The sequence below is a fragment of the Vibrio sp. Vb2880 genome (assembly GCF_033337975.1).
Taxonomy (GTDB): domain Bacteria; phylum Pseudomonadota; class Gammaproteobacteria; order Enterobacterales; family Vibrionaceae; genus Vibrio; species Vibrio alginolyticus.
On sequence record NZ_JAWORT010000009.1, the window covers coordinates 76,940 to 96,283 of the forward strand.

Here is a 19,344-nt window from a genome sequence, read left to right on the forward strand (position 1 = left end):
GCCTAAGAACACCATCAACTGAAAGTTATCGAGTCGAGCCATTAGCTCTGCAAATTGCGTCTCGGTCATGATTTAACCCTTACTTTTCGTTTAATTGAGGTAGGGCGTAGAGGTGGAAACCGTCGATAGAGACGTGTTTACCCTCATCGTTACCAAAGCTGAATTTCTTGTGTTCCACATCAAACATCATGCGATTACCCACACAACGCTTGAGCAGTTCGCCAGCCTTGCCGTTTTCCCAAAGCTCAGGAGAGACACGCACTTCAATAGTGTCCGTTGGGTTGGTCGTGATAAGACGTAGCTTGCCGTTTTGCTTTTGTTCGCCGTTACGGTCTGTTTTGGTTTCTTGAACGATGTCCGAAACATCTAGAATTAAACCTTCCATTCTCATAGTGTTTTGCCCTTATTTTTACGTTGTTGGTTAGTTGAAAATTGAAATGACAGTTATTGACACAAGTCCAAGGGAAATTAATGCATCATGTCGGGCGGGGCTGCGCCCACCCAACACGACGCATTAATTTCCTGAGGGTCGGTGAGCAACAGCGCTTCCATTTCGTCATAGAGCGCTAGGTGTTTTTCGTACTGCTCGTAAAGGTCGTCATACATACGTTCGTACTCTTTTTCACGCTCTAGCGCGTCGAAGTAATCGACCACGTTAGACATGATGCCTTGTTGAGCACGGATGAATTGCTCTTTGTTCTCGGTTTTCCAAGTACGGAAACGAGTCGCGATAAAAATCTTATGGAACATCAAGCCATTCAAACGCGCTTGAGCCATATCGCCGTATCGAGTCGATGAGTATTCACCGCCTGAAGCAATCAGTTTTTCGATAGAGGTTGAAACGGAGTATTCCGCTTTTACTGGTTGGTCTTTGCGCTTAACGAACACACCGCCCATTGCGTAACAAAACGCTTTCCAGTCGCCCTCATCAGCAGAGCGGCGAACCTTTTCTAATAGAAAGTGTTCGTCTTGAGATAAATCTGTAAACAAAGCATCGTCCTCTTTGAATTCATCACGAAGACGACGAAGCTCACGCCATACCGTGACAGATGGACCACCAATAAATTGAAATTGACGAATTTGATTCACACGCGCCCAAGTCACGACACGTTCTGCCGCATCTGAGCCAGACAAAGACGAACCTTTGTCAGAATCAATGTGTTGACCGTCGATGTTTTTGCTCAGGTACTTAGCGACATAACCAACGGCTGAACCTTGCGACCAGTCGATAAGCTCCGCTTTGAAACGGGCTTTCTTTGCGCCTTTTTCGTCTGGCGAGTCAGCCATAGCAAGACGACGAAACTCAGACGTCACAAATTTGCGTGCGGATTTTTCCATGAACAGCAACAAGTGGTGATGCGGCGTGCCGTCTTGGTGAGGCTCAACAATGCGCATCCCGTAAACCTTGATTTTGCTTTTATCAATCGACTTACGAAGATTCGCCCAAACGCCCATTAGGTAAGCGTGAGCCGCTTTCGCGTCAGGCTTGCCAGCCTCAAGCCATTTAGGGTTGATGTCACCCTTAGAAACAGAGTGAAAACGAGACGGAGCTGTTACCGTGAAGAACACCGCATCGTGATTCGATTCTTGAGCGATTTCCTCAAAGCCACGCAGACGAACAAACATTTCAGCGCGGCGAATCTCAGCGTTAGAAACCGACTTAGCCGATAACTCACTGAGTGTGAAGTAGTTAGACGGGTCAGCCTCATCGTAAGCAATCGTGTTTTCTAGCGCGATGCGGTTAGACGTATTGCGGTCACGTTGACGGCTTAGAGAAAAATCCGAGCAGTAAACTTGCTTACGGCGTTGAACAAGCGCTAAATCACGCGCAACACATTCAACCTCGTAAGCACATTTACGGCGCAGCTGACGAACAAGCCAATGCTCATCAAGCGCACGGTTCACCAATGCGAAAAGTTCACAGTTGTTTTCTGCGTATTGAACTTGCTCAGGTGAGAATGCCAAGCCTAATGAATCAAGAAGTTGAACCGCTTTATCAAAACGCGCTTGTGATTCTTCAAGAGGAATCGCACTTAACACGCGAGAAAAGTCGCGTGATTTGCGCTTGGCTAGATTGGTAATTTGCTCATCTGACATCGCGTAGCTGTAGCCGTGCTCAGTCAAACGGTCGTGAGCGTCGTTAACTGCGCGTACAGCTTCCAGAGCGTTGCGTGTTTTCAGAATGTCGGTGTAAGCGCGTGTCATGTGTCGAGCGAAGTCGCCGTTACGGTGTAATGATTTCGGCAAGTCCAAACAAGGGTTAGAAGTAGGGCGCTCAATAAAATCTGACAGGTCGTGTGAGTAGATTGACGCACTCATTGCCGATTTCACAGCCGACGGAATGAAATCCTCAGGCGTTGTGAATCTGTGGTCGACGTACTCAAAACGATGGTCGAATAAGTTATCAGGAATGTGCTCACAAGAAGCCCAAGAATGGACAGGAACAAAATCAATCCATTCTTGTTTGCCTGATGCCAAATCAATAACAAGTTCACGCATTATTGAGCCTCAAGCTCTGAGTAGAATTTACGTTTCTCATCTTTGCCAGAGCAATGTGAAACAACCAGATACTCGTAAACGGTGACGCGACCGTCAGAGGCATAGTCGCGAGCCAAATCACCACAAAACTCATGGTCAAGATAAAACGAAAAAGTTTCGTAATCGTCGTATGGGATTTCAAACGAGTCGTAGATAAGGGAACCAAAGAAATAAATACCCGCCGCAATAACCGAGACAAGGAACAAACTCCAAGCGCGATTCAGATATATTTCTAGTTTTTTTGTATTGGAGACTTCTGACATAAACAACCACCTTGACTAGTTGTGAGAGCGACCGCCAAAGCCAAGCGCGAAAGCGTCAAGGGCAAACGCCCAGAGCTAGGCGGTCTTAATTGCGATTTATGGCAATCCTAGTTGCGACGAATGGCAACTGCAAGATGCGATTTATGGCAACTTTGTGGCTACAATGAGAAGAAATGGAGGTTCTTATGTACACAGCTGAACTAATTAACGCCTACAAAAAGGCGAAAAACTACGTACAAGATAAGCAGGTTGCGCACGATTTGAATCTAGACCCGCCGAAGATTAGTAAAATTCGCAAAGGTGTTAGACAACTTACTGATGAAGAAGCAGTTTTTCTCGCACACGGCGCAGGTATAGACCCTGAGATCGCGTTACTAGGATGTCACGCTGATCGCAATGAAAATCCTGCGATAAAAAGCATGTGGGAAAGCATTGCAAAAAAGTATAACGGACTTGGATTATCAAGCATTTCAATGGTTTGTGCCGGATTGGCTTTAGTGATTGCAAGTCCACAGGAACCTCTATTACAGTGCGCATTATATGTGTTATGTTAAATGTCTTGGGTTTTAAGTTAACTTCATGAGAACCCTACTTTCAATAAGTTATAGACCTTGTTGTATTGGTATGCTGTTTTAGTTTTGGGTTTATCATAAGTTCATATGCTAACAGTTTTGGGTTTTCCATAAGTTCATTAATATTTTCTATTTAACAGTACACTGATTTACCATAAACACCCCTGATATTAGATGTTAGAAAAATCCTTAGAAAAGCCTTATGGTAACTACCCTGAAAGCTACTTTTCTAATTTAACCATAATCTATTTACCATAAACTACGTTATCAGAAGATCTATTTAACTAAAGTTAAATAGATCTCTACTAACGATTACTTGTTTTTTCAATCGGTTATGTTCTTTTTCACTAGAGCTATTGTATTTTTCTAATAACTACAAATTTTGCCACTACGCTATGATTTCAAGTTTTAGCTTTCCTTGCAAAAATCATCAAGGTGCTGCATCTTCTCTCCTTATCGACATACCAAATATTGGTTCATTATTTGGGATTACTTACAGTAATAATAAGATGCAGAATTAAGTAGACCACCTTCTGTTTGAGCTCTTGCCAAACTGTACTCAGCGTCATTCAATTTTGTAAGCACTACATGGTTTTGAAACGCTGAATAGTAAATGAGACCAGTGTATGAGTTAGGACTTTTTTTCTTGATCTCATAATTACTTGTATGTTTCGTCATGCTGTCTTTTACAGTAATTTCATCGTTAAAGAGGTTTACCTCAATATTCATACCATTGGGTCTAGTATAGTCATGGTCAAAGAAACAGCTTAGCTTTAAGTTTTCTGCTTGAGTACTTGCAGATAAAGCAAGAAGTATTGGTATTAGACGCTTCATTCGCCCTCCTTTAGATTTAGTAATATCCAGTTAAGTAACTAATTTTATTCCTATTTTAAAAGTCACTTTCTAGCTTAGAGACTGATGCGATAACTCCTTCGAAAGGACATGGATCACAATTCGTCAAACGACAATGATTTTGTAACTTCTGAACTTGAAACTTGTCTGGAGAAATGCCTAGTTCTGACATTACCGTAGAAACATCATGTTGATTTATTAGGTTACATATTTTGTTGTCTGATTGAACTTGGTTAATCTTAGTAAGTCTGCTCATTATTCGCTTCGATCCAACTTAGTAAGTGATAAAAAAACTTATTGACAGCTATGATCTGCGTATATTTGGTATATTATGCTGTTCCATTCGCGTCAGTTAATTCTTATGAATAACTATTTTTTCGCCTTTTGTTTTACATTCCATAAGAAATGACATGGATTTGCTGCCATCTTCGATTTGTAATCACTATAGGACTTGTACCCATGTGCCATAGCGAGCGCAGTTGCTAATAAGCTTGTTCCCGCTGTTGCCAAGCTTAGCCCCAAACCCGCAAAAGCAATACCAACATCAGTTAAATGAACTTTCTTAATGTGCTTCATTTGTGGCGTTATTTGTCGCATTTGAACTTCAAACAGCTCATGTTGTGTATCTTCAATGATCGTGCGAACACGTTTTGGATCAGGTTCATTTCTTGCTGCTCGAAAGCCTTTTTCCAGTTCTGCACGAAACGAATGGAATGCTGAACCATCATTGTTTCGTATTGACATTAAATCCTCCGACGAAACCTTGTCCAAAAATGGTACATCCATTTGTAAAGTACAATTCAAAGCATTTGATTTAATGTCACTTTCGCTAGCATTGATATTCAATAGATGACTTTCAAAGGGGTGCTCAGTACCGAACATACACTCTAAGGAATTACTTAATGTAAGTCGTTTGTTAAGATCAATGAAATGGTTTCTTGCTGTTTGATTCACAGACTGTTTTACCCATTGAATGAAGTCCTCCTTCTCAGGAGGAACAGACGATGTCTTTTGAATAATCGTGTATCTGTTTGCTTCTTCTGTTGGTTTGAATTCTGTTGGATTAAGCATATAACCCATACAGAATCCCTCCTCCATGCCTTTAAAATGAATGCTAATCTGGCGGCATGGATATAGGTCACGCATCATGCTTCGTCGACTGTCCCTACGCCAGAGACATAAATCTTTTGGTGTATGCCGGGTTTTAGTGGGTAGGCTTCGAACAATCGAGCTACGTTAGTTCGGGATTTAACTCCGTGCGTTTCTTTGTAGACATCATTCTTATAATTCTGCCCTGTGCCGTCAAAGAACACCCCTATCCTCATGACTCTCTCTTCTACCCGCTTAACGTTTAGGATTGGAGTGGATTGGGCGTATGCTGTTGTTTCGAAAATATTCTTAACTGATGGTGTTAGATCTGCAGATTGATAACTTCCCCAAGCGTCACCAAGGCTGTAACACTCACCAGTGCAGAGTCCTTCTAAAGGCGATGGTTGTTCTGTCAGGGAATGATTGCTCGGTCCTTCTGTCACTGCTTCTTCAACAACCAGAGTGTCTCCGGCTTTTAATGCGAGAGGGTCGGTTTCGAAAGATGGATTAAGATTAAGCAATGATTTGGCCGAGAGTCCATATATCGCCGCAATTTCTGACCATGACTCGTGACTTCCGCCTTCTTTTGAACGAACTTTATGCTTCTTGCTGTTTAAGCTCGCGGTCGATTTGTCTTCTTGAGGGGCGGTTCTTGGTAGTGGCGGCTGCTCTTGCGACTTGATGACCTTTTCAGGGTCAATTAACGTCGCATTTTGGTCAAGCCAGCTTTCATTGACCTCGGCGAGTTCGTCATTAGTTAGTTTTTGCCTTGTGTAAAGTATGTGCTGTTTTGCCGGTTGTTGCCCTTCGATCTTGACCGGAATTAGTAGTGAATTGAATGCTTGTTCGCTCGTATACTCGGCAGTAATACCAGACTGGGTTGATGTGGTTATCAGCCAGCTCCACTTTCCGCCGCCAGATATGTCACATTCGTAAGTGAGATTGTTTTCGTAGAAGTAGTAGTAAAAGCCAATCGCAGCCCATCCCATTGAGTCTTCTGATTGAACTGCTAGCATTAATGGCACGAACTCCGCGTTTATGTGTTCTGACCCGACAGTTTTTGGTTCTATATCAAATGTATTGGTGATCCCAAAGTTCAAATGGTATTCGTGATTGAGTTTCTTGGTTTCCTCATGAAAGCACTCTGCTGTTAGGACGCAGTGTCTTGTCTTATCCACCAACTCGGAAGTTTTCCATCTGTTAATAGGCCCTTCACTGTCTGACTTTCCGAGTGAGAATATGCCGAGTTTTAAGCCCGCCAAATCAGCTTTTGGGGCGTAAACTTTTATACGGCACTCAAAATTTGCGTTTAGTGCCGACTCGATAACAGGCATGGATGTAGGTGGAGTCAATTTTACATCGTCTTGAACTGGCGCATACCCAGCGCTCGTTAATCTTTTTGGTTTGGGAAATTCTAGAGGCATATTGGTGCGCCTTATCAATGTTCATCTAGTTTCATTAATATCGAGAACAATACCAACTTAAAGACCTAGTCGCACCTGTCAAAGTATCTAATTTAACCAGTTAAAACGATGAAAATCACTGTCATAATAACCATTTGCGAAACCCTATGGCATTTAAGGGTAACAAACAGCGCGCGTTCGTATCGTAAAAATAAACACTTTGATGATAAGGCACGCTAATACAGTATTGTGGTGTTTTTTGATGATGAGATATCTTGGAGTTGATTAATCAGTCTACTCAACCTTCATCAGAGTAGACTGATTGCTATATTTTTATACAGGCGACATCGCTTCTCGTTATCGCTATGTATAGAACAACGTGAACTTGGTAGCGGATTTACTCCGAGCACCACACGCGTAACTCAGCTAATGTTGTTTTCTTTATGAAAAGTTCTGTTGTTCCAAGTAATTTGAGCATTTCTTCTGTAATTTGCTCTTTGCTCACACCCGGTTGCACCACTGCGACCTGAAACTCGATAGGAGTGGTACGCGAGCGATTCTTGATGCTCTCCAACTGAGCCATATTGCCTTTCAAAAAACGGCTTTGACCTCGCCCTTTCCAAGCTCCCTCACGCTTTTGAATATGTTTGTATAAATAAGGAAGACCAACATGCTTCCAACGCACAGAACGTTGAGCTTGCCCGCAGACTTCATAAAGATCACTTAGTCGTCTTCCTGGTTCACTACCATGAGAGAATTTGCAGTGGTATAGGCTTAGAATTATCTTGTCTGGTAGAGATTTAATCGCCACTAAATCAGCAGCTTCTCCATGGTCATCATCATTGATGACAATGTCGTACTCAGAGTCGATAAGCTGCCAAGTTTGGTACTGTACTGTATCAATATTTAAGTTCGTACCCATTGACTCTTTCGTTATGTCTACAGTCCATTCGACGGGATTTAACGCATCAGGAGAATAGATACCGATATTGTCTTTCACCTCTACCCAGTAACAGTTATAAGAGAATGAACCATCAGCGTAATAGACGAATATTGGATCGTGGTACATTTCTTCTACGAGTGTTCTAGGTTCAGAGTTTCCAGCCTGAATGGAAACTGGCTCACCTTCTAACAATTGATAGTCATAACCTTTAGTCAACTCTTGGTCGATAAGCAATTTGTATTTTGATGTAGCTTGAGAGGACTCAAAAACCAGAATGGGTTCTTTGGTTTGTTCATCCCATGTCACTTTTAAATCGACTTCATACAAATAGAACGAAGATTGACCAAAGTAAATTTTGACTCCCTCTTCATTACGGACTTGAAGTTGCTCACCCCACTGAATTGAGATCGGCATATAAGGGTGAGGCTTGTTTATTTTCTGAGGTCTCAAGAAGTCACGTGTAATGTTTGTATCATCATTACCGCACTCTACTACTTTATCCCACGCCGCTTTTGCCCAGAGTAACCAGTCGGCGATTGAACCCGCTTTGGGAGACCAAACTCTACCTTTACGCTCAGAACAACCCCACAATACTTTGTTGCCATCCTCGTACCCCATGGCTGCAATATTACTAAGAGTTGACGCTGATTTTTCAACTGCGCTTAGCCCCTCAGTAACGTTGGGGCCAAAAAACTGCGTAAAACTTATCGCTCCGTTTTGTGCAGAACCAAGATTATTCACCAGTGGATATTCGATGTTATTGAGGACATTAAAAATCTGTTTTCCCGACATAACATGAGTAGACTCACCACATAATTTTTCAGCCAGAACTTCTACTTTAAACCCCTTATAATCATTTGAATAAATGAGTAAAGCGTTCCGTTCATTATCCCAATGAGCTATCAGTATTTTGTAGTTGATGTCTTTAACATCTTTAAAGTGCCCCCATTTCACTGACGTGCTAGCTACAGCCAACAGCACCAAAATATTTTCCTCAGCCGAAATTGAATGCCACATTTCATCATGACTGAATTTTATATCCGTGAACTTCTCAGGGGTCCATTTATCACAATCTGTGTTGAATAACATAGCTGAACAAGATGGTCGCAAGTTCCAGAGCGAAAGTTGTTCGTGTAAGTCCCCATGCCCCTTGAGAGAGTCAACAACCTCTTGCAATCGCACTTCCCGTTCAATTTGGTTCTCAGACAAGCGTCTTAATACTTCATCCCAATCGGCACCAAGTGCGTATAACTTCTGCAATGCACCTTCAACACCAGGGTCAGCTATATTCACAACAACGCTTGCAGAACCGAGTGTTTCTTTGTGAGATACACGAGTAAACCGCCCGATGAACTGTAACGTTATCGCCAAACTTTTATGATGGTCATGAATAGCGGCAATTTTTAAGTTTGGTAAATCGTATCCTTCACCTAGCATGTCGACGCATACTACCACTTTGGCTTCTCGTGCTCGCAGATAGGCAAGGCGCTTATTTTGTTCCGTTTTAGAAAGGTCAGAATGAACCAATACTGGTTTAAGCTCAGGCGCTAATTTCTGATATAGATTAAAGACCTCTTTCGCTCTTTCTTTAGTTTTCACCCTAGCCATCATTAAGTGATCAAGCCCTGAATCCATATCATGCTGTAGCAACTTGATTGCTTTATCTGCGATAGCGAGATCCATGGAGTCTTGAAAGTATTCTTCTACTGGTTCGAGCTGTACGTTAGTAAAATAGCCTGCATTTTGAGCTTCACCCATTGTGTAGTTGTAGATGATTTTGGCACCCAAACTTTGAGTATCATTACGGAAAGGCGTAGCGGTAAACTGAACAACTCTTTTTCCAACAAATTGCTCTTTTATTCCATTCCACGTATTAGCTGAAATATGATGAGCTTCGTCGACAAACAGATGGCTACAAGCGTTGCAGATTGTTTCGAGTACACCTGAATTGGAAAAACGTGATTTCAGTATCTGAGGTGTTGCAACGAGCACATTAGCACTGTCGAGCAGCTTCTGCGCCTCTTCTACAGTCTTAATGCCCTTTTTGATCTTCACTACAGCAGGGTAAAGAATTTGTTCGGGGACAACACCAAGCTCAGCTAAGCAACCAAGAGTTTTAAACTTGTCGCCGACTTGATCGCGTAACGAATTTGAAGGGACCAACACCAGAACTTTGTCGCAGCGGTGGTAGATCGTTGTCGCCAACATAGTCTCTGTTTTGCCGGTTCCAGTCGGCAGGACAACTGTACTAGGCTCAATATTCGCTGACCTTGAAAATTCAGCAGAGATTGCGTGAAGAGCGCCGATCTGAGGTGTTCGCAATCCTAAGGCACCCGACTCTGTGTCCTCAGCCTTAAACATGAACTGATTCTGCCAAGACTTGGAAATTTGCAAAGGTTTCAAATCATTCAATTTTGTCAACGGATGATTTAGCCACCGAAGTTCGGTTCCAACGGCTAACGCCTTAAAACTTGCAGGTTTTAGTGTGTATAAAACTGAGTAACCTTCAAGGTGCGAAGTACAAACGCGCTTACTTTTGACAATATAGAACTGGGAGAGATCACCTCCAATTGGCGACTTACAGACAACGATATCAGCGTTATCTGTAGCAGCTATTGATACAGCGAGCTCAAACGAGCGACGCCCAAACCTCTCGACTCTATTTCCAGATACTTGGATATCCGGAAAAGAAAATGATGGGATTGTTAAAGTAGTAAGATTAGCGTCTGTCATATTCGATGGCACCTCGATTCATAAATGTTGATACAACAATGCAATCAACAAGCATGCCAAACGCTAACATTATGATTTAATTGAATCTTCGTGAGTCATCACAGTTTCATATCGTAATAATGCTTATCAACAGTAAATATTGTTACGTTGAATTGGAATGAAAAAAACCGCCATTCAGTGGATAGCGGTTTAGTATTTATGGTTCTAGTGTTTGTATGCTACGTGCCAGCGATGACAATTGGGTCTCCTTGACGAATAGCAGAGTTTGAAAACTTACGATATTCAGCCTGCCTTGCAGTCTCTGCCAATCGATGAACATTGACTTCGATTGCATCTTGATAAGTAGCTTCGTCCAACCCATGGCCAAATGAGTAACCAACTTGCTTAGTTAATACAAACCGATCATGCATTTGATTCGACGGCCAAATAGATAGTTCTAACTCAAATCCAGCTGGCAATAGTGGTTGAATATGGTCCTCAAGGCCTCTTTGCAAATCAGCTTTTGTTTTATCTCCTTGGAGAGCAGTATAAATCAGCGCTCTTCGGCACGGACGGCGGCCACTAGAAAGCCGCTTAATGAACTCAATAAAAGGCCTTCTATATCTATCATCAGAAGGGTGAAAGTAAGGATCAATAAACATAGCAATATCAGCTAGCGAAAGTGACACGGAAATGGCATCAGCTAACGCTTCGGCATTTCTAGGAACGCTATTAGTTTGATTCATTATCCAATCTTCTGGCTGATTAAACATCATACTTGCGTAATCGTATTCACTATTTGCTTCATTAAAGATAGATGTAATTATCGCTTGAATAGCGAAGCTCTCCTTCGCATGTCTAGCTTGAGCTAACCATTCATCAATATGCTCAGGCACTGTAATGCCTGGGATCAAAGATGTATTACATAGTTTTCTGAGCTCATCAAAGCACTTCCTGCGTTCGACAGGTTGTAAACCCATAGCGCGTATACTTGCTTGTTGTGCCCTTTCCCAGTTTTTTGGGATTGCAGAAACGACTCTGCCTTGCTCGGCCCGAAAGTCCGTAAAGAAGCGTTGTAGTGAGTCACGATTTCTCGTGTAAGCATCAGGGTCAACGGCATACTCTCTGATCATTTTTACACCTCGCCGTAGCGCTCTTCAAAGAAACCTTCCGGCCAGTCAAGTTCAAAATCCCCACTGTCCGTAATACGTTAGCGTTGATAATGGATTTCTTCGTTGTGTTTAAACACATTAATAACGCTAATCTCATCAGGCGTTATTGAAAGAGCCCCCTCATCAAGTGTTCTTCTGAGAAGACGTAACATCAAGTGCTCGCTATGCGTTTCGATCAGAAACATTCTCTCTGGGTTATTCTTAACTGCTTCAATCATCATGTCCCCTAAAGCCAACTGCCATTTCGGATGAATATGCAGTTCGGGCTGTTCGCACGATACGATAAGATCTTGTTCAATTGAGGTCGCAACTACAAATGGGAATACTTGCGATACGCCAACACCAACGCTTGACGGCAATAAAGGGATGTCAGTATGAGAGTCTTTAAGGATGACTGACTTTTCACTCAAACTAGCTTCACCGTAAGCTGGAGACTCAAAGCAGTAATTAGTGCCAAAGAACTGGCTACTAATGAACTTTTCATTAGTTTTGGTTTTTACCCTTTCACTCGAAAAGGCGAAAGTCTCCCAGCCAGCTGTGCCGTCATACCAACGCTGAGTATTCGTATTCTTGTTCAAGACGGTTGCTCGCGCTGGCACAATACGTAGCGGCCCAATGTGAAGCAAGTCTTCAAGTTTTTTCACTAATAGTTTTAGTGGTGCAAACGCTGCTTGAGAGAGTGAAGCCTCAGCAAACAACTGAGCAGCTAACGGATTACTTTCGAAAACATCAGACCACTCGAACGGTGGTTCTGATAGGTCAAGCCTTTTATAGATGTTAGGCAATGCATCTTGGCTATTGATGGAGACATCTTCCCACAGGCCCGAAGCAAAGAGATTTTCGACTTTAAACGATTCATCGACTTCCCAATGTGGCAGTGGTTGATAGTGAGTAATTTGGCAGTCTGGGCGACCGGCTTGAGCTGCTGTTTTGAAATACTCAATCCCTTGGCTATTGCATTCATATCGGCTGATATACGCACGGTTTTTGGTATGTCTAACTCAAAGGATACAACGTCAGCGTCTGAATCCGGTGTGAAACCTAACTCACCCTCTAATAACTGACGTTCAGGACTAGACAAATAATCATCCCAAATATCCACAGCACCATCCCTGAAATCCAGAGTTGCGCCTAAGGTGATCACGCAATTTAAGTCCTTACCATGTACGATATTGTGAAAGCCGCCAAAGTAAAGTGACTCCCCTGCGATTGAGCTGTACTGCGCATCAAAGTTACGTTTAGCGGCCACTTCATACAGATACAGTAATGCATGTAATACTGTGCTTTTACCTGTACTGTTCGCGCCAAAGAACAAGGTGATGGGCGTGAGTGGAATGGTCGCTTTATTCTTAATGCCTTTGAATCCAGCAATGGTAAGTGATGTTATTTTCATTTTTACCTAACCTTTGATCAAAAAAGAGGCATCCGAAGATACCTCTGAAATTTATAGTTGGCCTGAGAAGGCTTTTTGGGAAAGAGAATTGAAAAACAAAAAGCTATTCGATTGACTTTCAGTATTTTGCTGATGAATCTTCCTTGTTTTACTTACCACTTCTGCAAATCTACGTTGCAGCACAATAGGTGGGACAGGGACTTCAACTTCAAGTAGCTTTGCTTTCGATATGTTCGGCATTGACCCAGCCGCACCACCTGCCAATTGCTGAATGTCTGAACGCTGGGATTTATTAGCTAAAAGCGAAAACAAATACAAAGGCTCTAGTTCGCACTTATCTTTAATATTTAGTCGAAAGATTAGATCAGGCATTAGCTTACGAGGTTCTGTTTCAAACACGTAAGCAACTGCTGCAACAAGATCTCGAGTATTTTTCCGAGTAAAAAGTACATCACCAGCAACAACTTCAAATCGCTCATCGACATCACTCTTCGACAGCATTGCTTTGTTCTCTTGGGCTAAATATTGGCCGGATGTCACTGCGCTGAGCTTTAACACTCCCCATTCACCTACATTCGCTGGTAGTCCATCACATTTTGGGCTTTTCCCGCTATCAATAGATGATAAAAGTGATTTGAGTTGTTTCTTGTCCCACCCTTTCGGATTAGTCACCGGATCACCAAACATATCCAAAAACACACTGCGTAAGAACTCATCCGCAAGGTCAATAGCTTGCTTGCGTTTCTGGCGAATCGCATCGGCTTTATCCAAAATGGCAGCGATGCGCTTTTGTTCATCTAGTGGAGGGAGTGGGATTTCAAAATTCTTAAGAAAGGTACCTGAAATGTTGGGTTGTGCTCCACCTGAACCTGCTTTGACAAAAGCTGGTTTGCTATGCTTCAACAAGTAATACAAAAACACCGGATCAACTTTTTCACTAGGAGTGAATGCAGCACATGCTTGATTAGTTGCTGCTTCGATATCAAGAATAGAGCAAGCTCCTATCGTCGCCCCATACATTGCAACCAGTACCGTACCTTTTGGGTAAAGCCTAGCAGAAGAACCATCCAACCCTTCTTGAGTAATAAACTCGCTAGCTGAACGAACATACTTATTGTGGAGGTCTCCAGTTTTTACCCAGTGGATGTCTCCCCCATCGTAATATTCCGACTTTTTGCGCGATGGAGTTCCGCCCGATGTAACCTTAAACAGGTCGCCTAGCTTCACCAATGGCCAACTCATAGCATCGACTCCAACTCATCGAGGTCAGCCAAGATCTCATTTTCTAGTGCTTTAAGTTTGCCTAGAATCACTTTGGGTTCTTCGTAGCTTTCTTGCTCGTACACCACTTCTTTATATTTGTTGATCGACAAGTCGTATTTGTTCGTTTTGATGTCATCTTTCGTTACCAAGAACGCTTTTTGGGTTTTGTCTGACCACTGCTCGGTTGATTCGCCTGCCATAACCGCTGCTTGATAGGCTTTGTATTGCTTCACCAAGTCTGGCAGATCGTTATCTTTGATTGGTGTGCGCTTATCATCGAGCGATTTACCATCGGCCTGAACATCGTAGAACCAAACATTATTGGTGCTGCCACCTTTGGTGAAAATCAGAATAGCGGTTGAAACTCCCGCATAAGGCTTAAATACCCCGCTTGGTAGCGAGATCACCGCCTCCAACTGGTTATCTTCTACTAGGTGTTTACGCAGGGTTTGGTGCGCTTTAGAGCTACCAAATAACACGCCATCAGGAACGATGGTTGCAGTGCGACCACCTACTTTCAGCATACGTTGGATCAGCGCGACAAACAGCAGTTCGGTCTTTTTGGTTTTGACCACTTTTAGAATCGCAGGATCGACGTCTTCTTCATCTAAGCTGCCCTTAAATGGCGGGTTAGCTAGGATGATATCAAAGCCATTTTTCGCTTCATCAGGGAAACGTTCCATAAAGCTTTGGCTTAGGGTGTCTTGGTAATGGATGTCTGGCTGTTTTACGCCGTGCATCACCAAGTTCATTGCTGCCACGCGCAGCATAGTAGAGTCAAAGTCAAAGCCGTGGAACATGTCTTCGTCAATGTGCCAACGGTTAGAAAGTAGATCACCTGCATAAAGGTAATTAAACACTGGGTTACCGTACACATCGAGTACAGGCTTACCCTCTGTATCAAACGCTTGTTCTTTCTCTACGCCTTCAGGAGATGAATACTTTTCTAGCAGGTATTCATAGGTCGAAGACAAGAAGCCACCCGTACCACAGGCAGGGTCACACACTCGGTGGGTTTCTTCTACATCGAGCATTTCAATCATGGCGCGAATAATATGGCGCGGGGTACGGAACTGGCCGTTGATCCCTGCGGTGGTCAATTTAGACAACAGGTATTCGTACAAGTCACCTTTTACATCTTTGTTTTCCAGTGGCAGTTCACTCACCAACTCAACCGCTCTCACCAGTAGCGATTGTTTTTGGATCATGAGCTGCGCATCTTTCATAAACTCAGCAAACAGGGTGTCTTCCGTAGTCAGCTGCTTGAAAAATGGGAACAATTCATCTTTTACTAATGGGTACAATTGCTCTGCACCAAGGTGACGGAAATTTTCCCAACGGACATGTTGTTTGTCGTCAGGAAAGCGGCGATTAAAGGGTTTGCCAGTGCGAGCACTCCGCTTTTCGTCGTTACGTTCACTCATGTCTAGCATACGGGCGTACATCAAATAGGTAATTTGCTCAACGACGGTAAGGGGATTGGTGATGCCACCCGTATGGAATTCATCCCACAGTTTGTTGATTTGGCTCTTTAATGCGCCTGATGTAATCATGATCGGTTCTCTATGTATCTTTTAGGCAATTAACGCAGGTCGCTTTCCCCTCTTCGGGGTATGAATTAATGAGCCTGAGCCGCGTCAATTGGAATTGCGTCTAGTGTACTTATCGACTTGCTGGGGCTAAAGTGTTAATTAAGTACTTTCTCAACACTTGGCTGTTTCTCGCCCAAATGGACACTGAAACGACGCACAAACTGCTCCACCACATCCGCTTGAGCTGGGATTGGGAATACGCCATCCAAGCCAGCATCATCAATTTGATTGAATGGTGCATCGTACAGCTGTTCAATATCGACGCTACCGTAGCGACAAAGGTGGTTTTTGAGCATGCCAATAAAGCGCTGTTGTCTCGAGTTAAGGTGGGTATGCACTTGCTGCACAAAGGCCGTAAACTCATTTTCAATCGCTTTTGCATCCATGCCAACAATGGTACGCAGAATCTGATCAAGTCCTGCGGTTGATTCCGGGAAAAACTCTTTCAAAATTGAAAGATCAACACTTGGGTTTTGGGTATGCACAAGCGCATTGAGCGTGTCTAAATCCGCTTCTGTTACTGATTGTCCAGCGCGTATTTTCTGCAACACTTCATTCGATTCAAACAATGGTGACAGTGTTTTTTCGACCTCTTGTTTGTAGATCTGGTAGTCCACCGTCACAATATCGGTTTTCACCTCTTCAGTGCGATATTCAGCCGCGTCCTCTTTCACGTCCAATACAGGTGTTGGCTTAGGAGGCGGTGTCGCGCCTTTATCACGCAAATGGATTACCGTCCGAAGCTCGCTTCGGCAAGTTTCTAGTTCATGGTGGTCAGCGTCATTCCAGAAGTTAGGCTGCTGCACCTGCTTAATCGAACTGGCCTTACTGCGTACTTCATTAAGGTGCATGGATAGTGTAGTGACCTTGTCCATAATCGGCATCGCAACAATATCGACCTTGGAGGGTTGTGTGAGTTTGATAAGCTCAAGTTCTAAGAACTGGAGATCGAGGCGCAAAGCTTCGCTCTCGCCAGTAATCGGTTTCCATTGCATTAGCGGGGCCATGGTAGAGCGCAGTAGCTCTTTGGTATCCGGAGCCATTTGGTGCAAGGTTTTCTCATTACTTAGCTGCGCTTTGATTTGCCAGTTTTCACGCACTTCGATGGTTTTGTCGTTAAGCGACTCTATATCGGCTTTAATCTGTGGAACTACTGCGTCGAAGATATCCATCTCTGCACGTTTTAGAGCCTCATCAGCCAAGTTTAGCCGCGCTTCAAATACCTTTTGCGCAAGAGACTTACCTTTTGCACCATCATCTTCATCTGGGTTCATTTTGAAGTATTCAAAGTTGTTCCAGTGATCGAAGATCAAGAAATGTTTTTTATGTTCGCCAGGACCAAACAAGTTCTCACACAAACGGGTACCACGACCTACCATTTGCCAAAACTTCACTTTCGATTTAATCGGTTTAGCAAACACAAGGTTGATACATTCCGGCACATCAATACCGGTATCGAGCATATCGACAGACACCGCAATGGTGATCTCTTCTTTGTTGCCTTCTGCACTTTTGAAGTTGTCGATCAGTTCATCCGCTCGTTCATATTTCGAGTGAATCACTCGGCAGAAGTTACCACCCAAATCGGGGTACAATTCCGCAAACAGATCGGCGATAAGTTCTGCGTGTTTGATGCTACGAGCAAAGATGATCGATTTACCAGGCAATTGATTATCAACATCTTTAAGACCACGTTCCATTAGATTACGGATGATCTGGCGGTTGGTGTCTTTATTGAAGATAGCTTTATCAATCAGCTTTGAATCGAAATCGAGTTCATTCGGGTCGATGCCTTGTTCTTCTAGCTCAGCCATCTGCTCATCAGTGAGCTCATTACCTTTAATACCATCACGCAAGAACTTGGTGGTATGAGAAACGACTTTGAAAGGGACGAGATTACCCTCTTCAATCGCCTGTTCTAGCGGATAGTTCGCCGTTGGCATTTTGTAGTCACAGCCAAACAGCTGGCTGGTCGAGCGGGAAATCATCTCTACTGGCGTTGCCGTCAAGCCCACTTGCAGCGCATCAAAGTACTTAAACAGCTCACCATACTTGTTGTAGATAGAGCGGTGCGATTCATCGGCAATAATAAGATCGAAGTGACCAACGTCAAACTCTTCGAAGGTTTGCATCATGCCTGGGTAAGTCGCGATCACGATACGCGCTTTACTCGCGAGTTCTTTTTTGCTTTTCCCCTTTACGAATAACGGCTCTTTAGTGAACTCATTAAATGCGTTTGCCGCTTGCTTGCGTAGCTCTTTACGGTCACATAAGAATAACACTCGCTTTGCCCAACCTGCATCAAGTAGACGCTTGGTCAATGCAATAGAAACACGTGTTTTACCTGTACCTGTGGCTTGCACGACCAGCGCTTTACGGTGCTTATCGCTAAATCGTTCACAAACACGAGTGATTGACTCCATTTGATAGAGTCGACCTGCGACTTCGGTATCAATCGGAGTGCTGTTAAGATCATTTTTCAGCGTACGCTGCTGGATGAGGTATTGCAGGCTGTCTTTAGAGTAGTAACCAAACAGTTTACGTGGCACGTAACCTTGAGCGTCATCCCACAGCCAGATATCGTAACCATTGGTATAAAAAATAACTGGGCGTTGACCCGATTGTTTTTCTAACGCATCAGCGTAAATTTTGGCTTGCTCTTGCCCTGCTCGCGCGTCCACGCGGGTTTTCTTCGCTTCGATAACCGCCAGTGGTTTGCCGTTGTCATCCCAAAGTACGTAGTCACAACGACCTTTGCCCGATTGAGTCGGTTGACCATCTACTTCGTACTCTTTGGATACTTGTTCAGTGCTCACCTCTGCGAGTGCAACGTCCCAGCCTTCACTTCTTAGCTCAGAATCGATTAGACGTTTACGAGTTTCCGCTTCGTTAAAGTCAAAGCTATTTTTCAACTTAAGGGTGTTGCGCTTTAGCTTATCAGCTTTGGTTTGATCAACTTCCAACTTGAGCTTACTGGCAGTCTGCTGGGCCAACAACTGGGCTTCTTTCGCCTCCTCAAGCTCTTTTAATGCCTGTGTAAGCCGTTCGCTGTTCTGGGCAAGCTTTTGCTGTAGCTGTTTGTTTTTTCGCTTGAAATCTGCTTTAGACTCACCCTCTAGCGGAGCATTGTCAGGTTGAGAATATCGTGGACATTCTTCTTGGGAACCATCCCCATAGGCAATGAAAAGCCAACAACCAATCAGGTAGGATTCTTTGAGTAACCAGAGTGCGTCATGCTGATTGACATATCCGTCATGGGCAGCTTTGTTTCCGCCTTTGCGCACAGCATGAAATTTATCGAGAATATCTTTATGGATGATGGCAGTAAACGAAGCACTCGTTAGCTTGTCGTGAACCGATGCATTTGGCAATACAGGTATACGTAGCTCTCGATATAGGTAACCTACAATCTTTTCGACATAGCAACGAAGTTTTACCATCGAGCTTTGAGGATCTGTCACTGCATAAGCTTCGGCAAATGCACCCAATTCAGCCAATTCTGGCCAGTCTTTTCTTAGATGTTCAAAGTTCACTGACGTTTTCACTCTTATT

The 19,344-nt window shown here is 43.4% G+C and carries 15 protein-coding genes; 1 reads left to right on the top strand and 14 read right to left on the bottom strand.

The window, feature by feature from the left end:
* Positions 1–79: 79 nt before the first annotated feature.
* From R7M92_RS12060 to R7M92_RS12070, 3 genes are all read right to left on the bottom strand, one after another.
* Entirely contained in the window at positions 80–385 is a 306-nt protein-coding gene (locus R7M92_RS12060; RefSeq protein ID WP_005389159.1) for a hypothetical protein, read from the bottom strand.
* Positions 386–468: 83 nt separating this feature from the next.
* Complete coding sequence (locus tag R7M92_RS12065) at positions 469–2,499, bottom strand: replication endonuclease (RefSeq protein ID WP_318133430.1); 2,031 nt, start codon at positions 2,497–2,499, stop codon at positions 469–471.
* Positions 2,499–2,801, bottom strand: a complete 303-nt coding sequence (locus R7M92_RS12070; RefSeq protein WP_025518896.1) for a hypothetical protein — start codon at positions 2,799–2,801, stop codon at positions 2,499–2,501. Before R7M92_RS12070 ends, R7M92_RS12065 begins: the two co-directional genes overlap by 1 nt.
* A gap of 185 nt (positions 2,802–2,986) precedes the next feature.
* On the opposite strand from R7M92_RS12070, the gene R7M92_RS12075 reads away from it, so the two are divergent.
* Positions 2,987–3,355: a DUF3693 domain-containing protein gene (locus R7M92_RS12075; protein WP_005389163.1), complete on the top strand. Its 369-nt coding sequence runs from the start codon at positions 2,987–2,989 to the stop codon at positions 3,353–3,355.
* A 507-nt stretch (positions 3,356–3,862) separates the two neighbouring features.
* On the opposite strand, the gene R7M92_RS12080 is transcribed toward R7M92_RS12075, so the two are convergent.
* The 11 genes from R7M92_RS12080 to R7M92_RS12130 form a co-directional block, all read right to left on the bottom strand.
* Positions 3,863–4,207 carry a hypothetical protein gene (locus R7M92_RS12080; RefSeq protein WP_318133431.1) on the bottom strand — a complete coding sequence of 115 codons (345 nt, stop codon included), beginning with the start codon at positions 4,205–4,207 and terminating at the stop codon, positions 3,863–3,865.
* 55 nt (positions 4,208–4,262) lie between these two features.
* Positions 4,263–4,481 (bottom strand): hypothetical protein, encoded by a 219-nt coding sequence (locus R7M92_RS12085; RefSeq protein ID WP_318133433.1) that lies wholly within the window; start codon positions 4,479–4,481, stop codon positions 4,263–4,265.
* A gap of 113 nt (positions 4,482–4,594) precedes the next feature.
* Positions 4,595–5,305, bottom strand: coding sequence for a hypothetical protein (locus tag R7M92_RS12090; RefSeq protein WP_318133435.1), 711 nt, complete (start codon positions 5,303–5,305; stop codon positions 4,595–4,597).
* A gap of 65 nt (positions 5,306–5,370) precedes the next feature.
* Positions 5,371–6,738 (bottom strand): LysM peptidoglycan-binding domain-containing protein, encoded by a 1,368-nt coding sequence (locus R7M92_RS12095; protein WP_318133437.1) that lies wholly within the window; start codon positions 6,736–6,738, stop codon positions 5,371–5,373.
* 376 nt (positions 6,739–7,114) lie between these two features.
* A complete protein-coding gene (locus tag R7M92_RS12100; protein WP_318133439.1) occupies positions 7,115–10,021 on the bottom strand; it encodes a DEAD/DEAH box helicase in 2,907 nt (968 codons plus the stop codon).
* 590 nt (positions 10,022–10,611) lie between these two features.
* A complete protein-coding gene (locus R7M92_RS12105) occupies positions 10,612–11,505 on the bottom strand; it encodes a hypothetical protein (RefSeq protein WP_318133440.1) in 894 nt (297 codons plus the stop codon).
* 77 nt (positions 11,506–11,582) lie between these two features.
* The gene (locus R7M92_RS12110) at positions 11,583–12,329 is read right to left on the bottom strand and encodes an AAA family ATPase (protein ID WP_318133441.1); all 747 of its coding nucleotides are present in this window, start codon (positions 12,327–12,329) and stop codon (positions 11,583–11,585) included.
* Positions 12,251–12,937 carry an AAA family ATPase gene (locus R7M92_RS12115; protein ID WP_318133442.1) on the bottom strand — a complete coding sequence of 229 codons (687 nt, stop codon included), beginning with the start codon at positions 12,935–12,937 and terminating at the stop codon, positions 12,251–12,253. Before R7M92_RS12115 ends, R7M92_RS12110 begins: the two co-directional genes overlap by 79 nt.
* 51 nt (positions 12,938–12,988) lie before the next feature.
* Positions 12,989–14,179: a restriction endonuclease subunit S gene (locus tag R7M92_RS12120; protein WP_318133444.1), complete on the bottom strand. Its 1,191-nt coding sequence runs from the start codon at positions 14,177–14,179 to the stop codon at positions 12,989–12,991.
* Complete coding sequence (locus R7M92_RS12125) at positions 14,176–15,753, bottom strand: class I SAM-dependent DNA methyltransferase (protein ID WP_318133446.1); 1,578 nt, start codon at positions 15,751–15,753, stop codon at positions 14,176–14,178. The genes R7M92_RS12120 and R7M92_RS12125 overlap by 4 nt, the downstream gene beginning before the upstream one ends.
* A 134-nt stretch (positions 15,754–15,887) precedes the next feature.
* The gene (locus tag R7M92_RS12130) at positions 15,888–19,337 is read right to left on the bottom strand and encodes a DEAD/DEAH box helicase family protein (protein WP_318133448.1); all 3,450 of its coding nucleotides are present in this window, start codon (positions 19,335–19,337) and stop codon (positions 15,888–15,890) included.
* Positions 19,338–19,344: the final 7 nt, after the last annotated feature.

Coding starts and splice junctions, on each gene's coding strand:
- R7M92_RS12085 (WP_318133433.1), bottom strand. CDS start 4,481: ATGAGCAGACTTACTAAGATTAACCAAGTTCAATCAGACAACAAAATA.
- R7M92_RS12125 (WP_318133446.1), bottom strand. CDS start 15,753: ATGATTACATCAGGCGCATTAAAGAGCCAAATCAACAAACTGTGGGAT.
- R7M92_RS12095 (WP_318133437.1), bottom strand. CDS start 6,738: ATGCCTCTAGAATTTCCCAAACCAAAAAGATTAACGAGCGCTGGGTAT.
- R7M92_RS12105 (WP_318133440.1), bottom strand. CDS start 11,505: ATGATCAGAGAGTATGCCGTTGACCCTGATGCTTACACGAGAAATCGT.
- R7M92_RS12115 (WP_318133442.1), bottom strand. CDS start 12,937: ATGAAAATAACATCACTTACCATTGCTGGATTCAAAGGCATTAAGAAT.
- R7M92_RS12120 (WP_318133444.1), bottom strand. CDS start 14,179: ATGAGTTGGCCATTGGTGAAGCTAGGCGACCTGTTTAAGGTTACATCG.
- R7M92_RS12070 (WP_025518896.1), bottom strand. CDS start 2,801: ATGTCAGAAGTCTCCAATACAAAAAAACTAGAAATATATCTGAATCGC.
- R7M92_RS12080 (WP_318133431.1), bottom strand. CDS start 4,207: ATGAAGCGTCTAATACCAATACTTCTTGCTTTATCTGCAAGTACTCAA.
- R7M92_RS12060 (WP_005389159.1), bottom strand. CDS start 385: ATGGAAGGTTTAATTCTAGATGTTTCGGACATCGTTCAAGAAACCAAA.
- R7M92_RS12065 (WP_318133430.1), bottom strand. CDS start 2,499: ATGCGTGAACTTGTTATTGATTTGGCATCAGGCAAACAAGAATGGATT.
- R7M92_RS12090 (WP_318133435.1), bottom strand. CDS start 5,305: ATGGGTTATATGCTTAATCCAACAGAATTCAAACCAACAGAAGAAGCA.
- R7M92_RS12100 (WP_318133439.1), bottom strand. CDS start 10,021: ATGTTTAAGGCTGAGGACACAGAGTCGGGTGCCTTAGGATTGCGAACA.
- R7M92_RS12075 (WP_005389163.1), top strand. CDS start 2,987: ATGTACACAGCTGAACTAATTAACGCCTACAAAAAGGCGAAAAACTAC.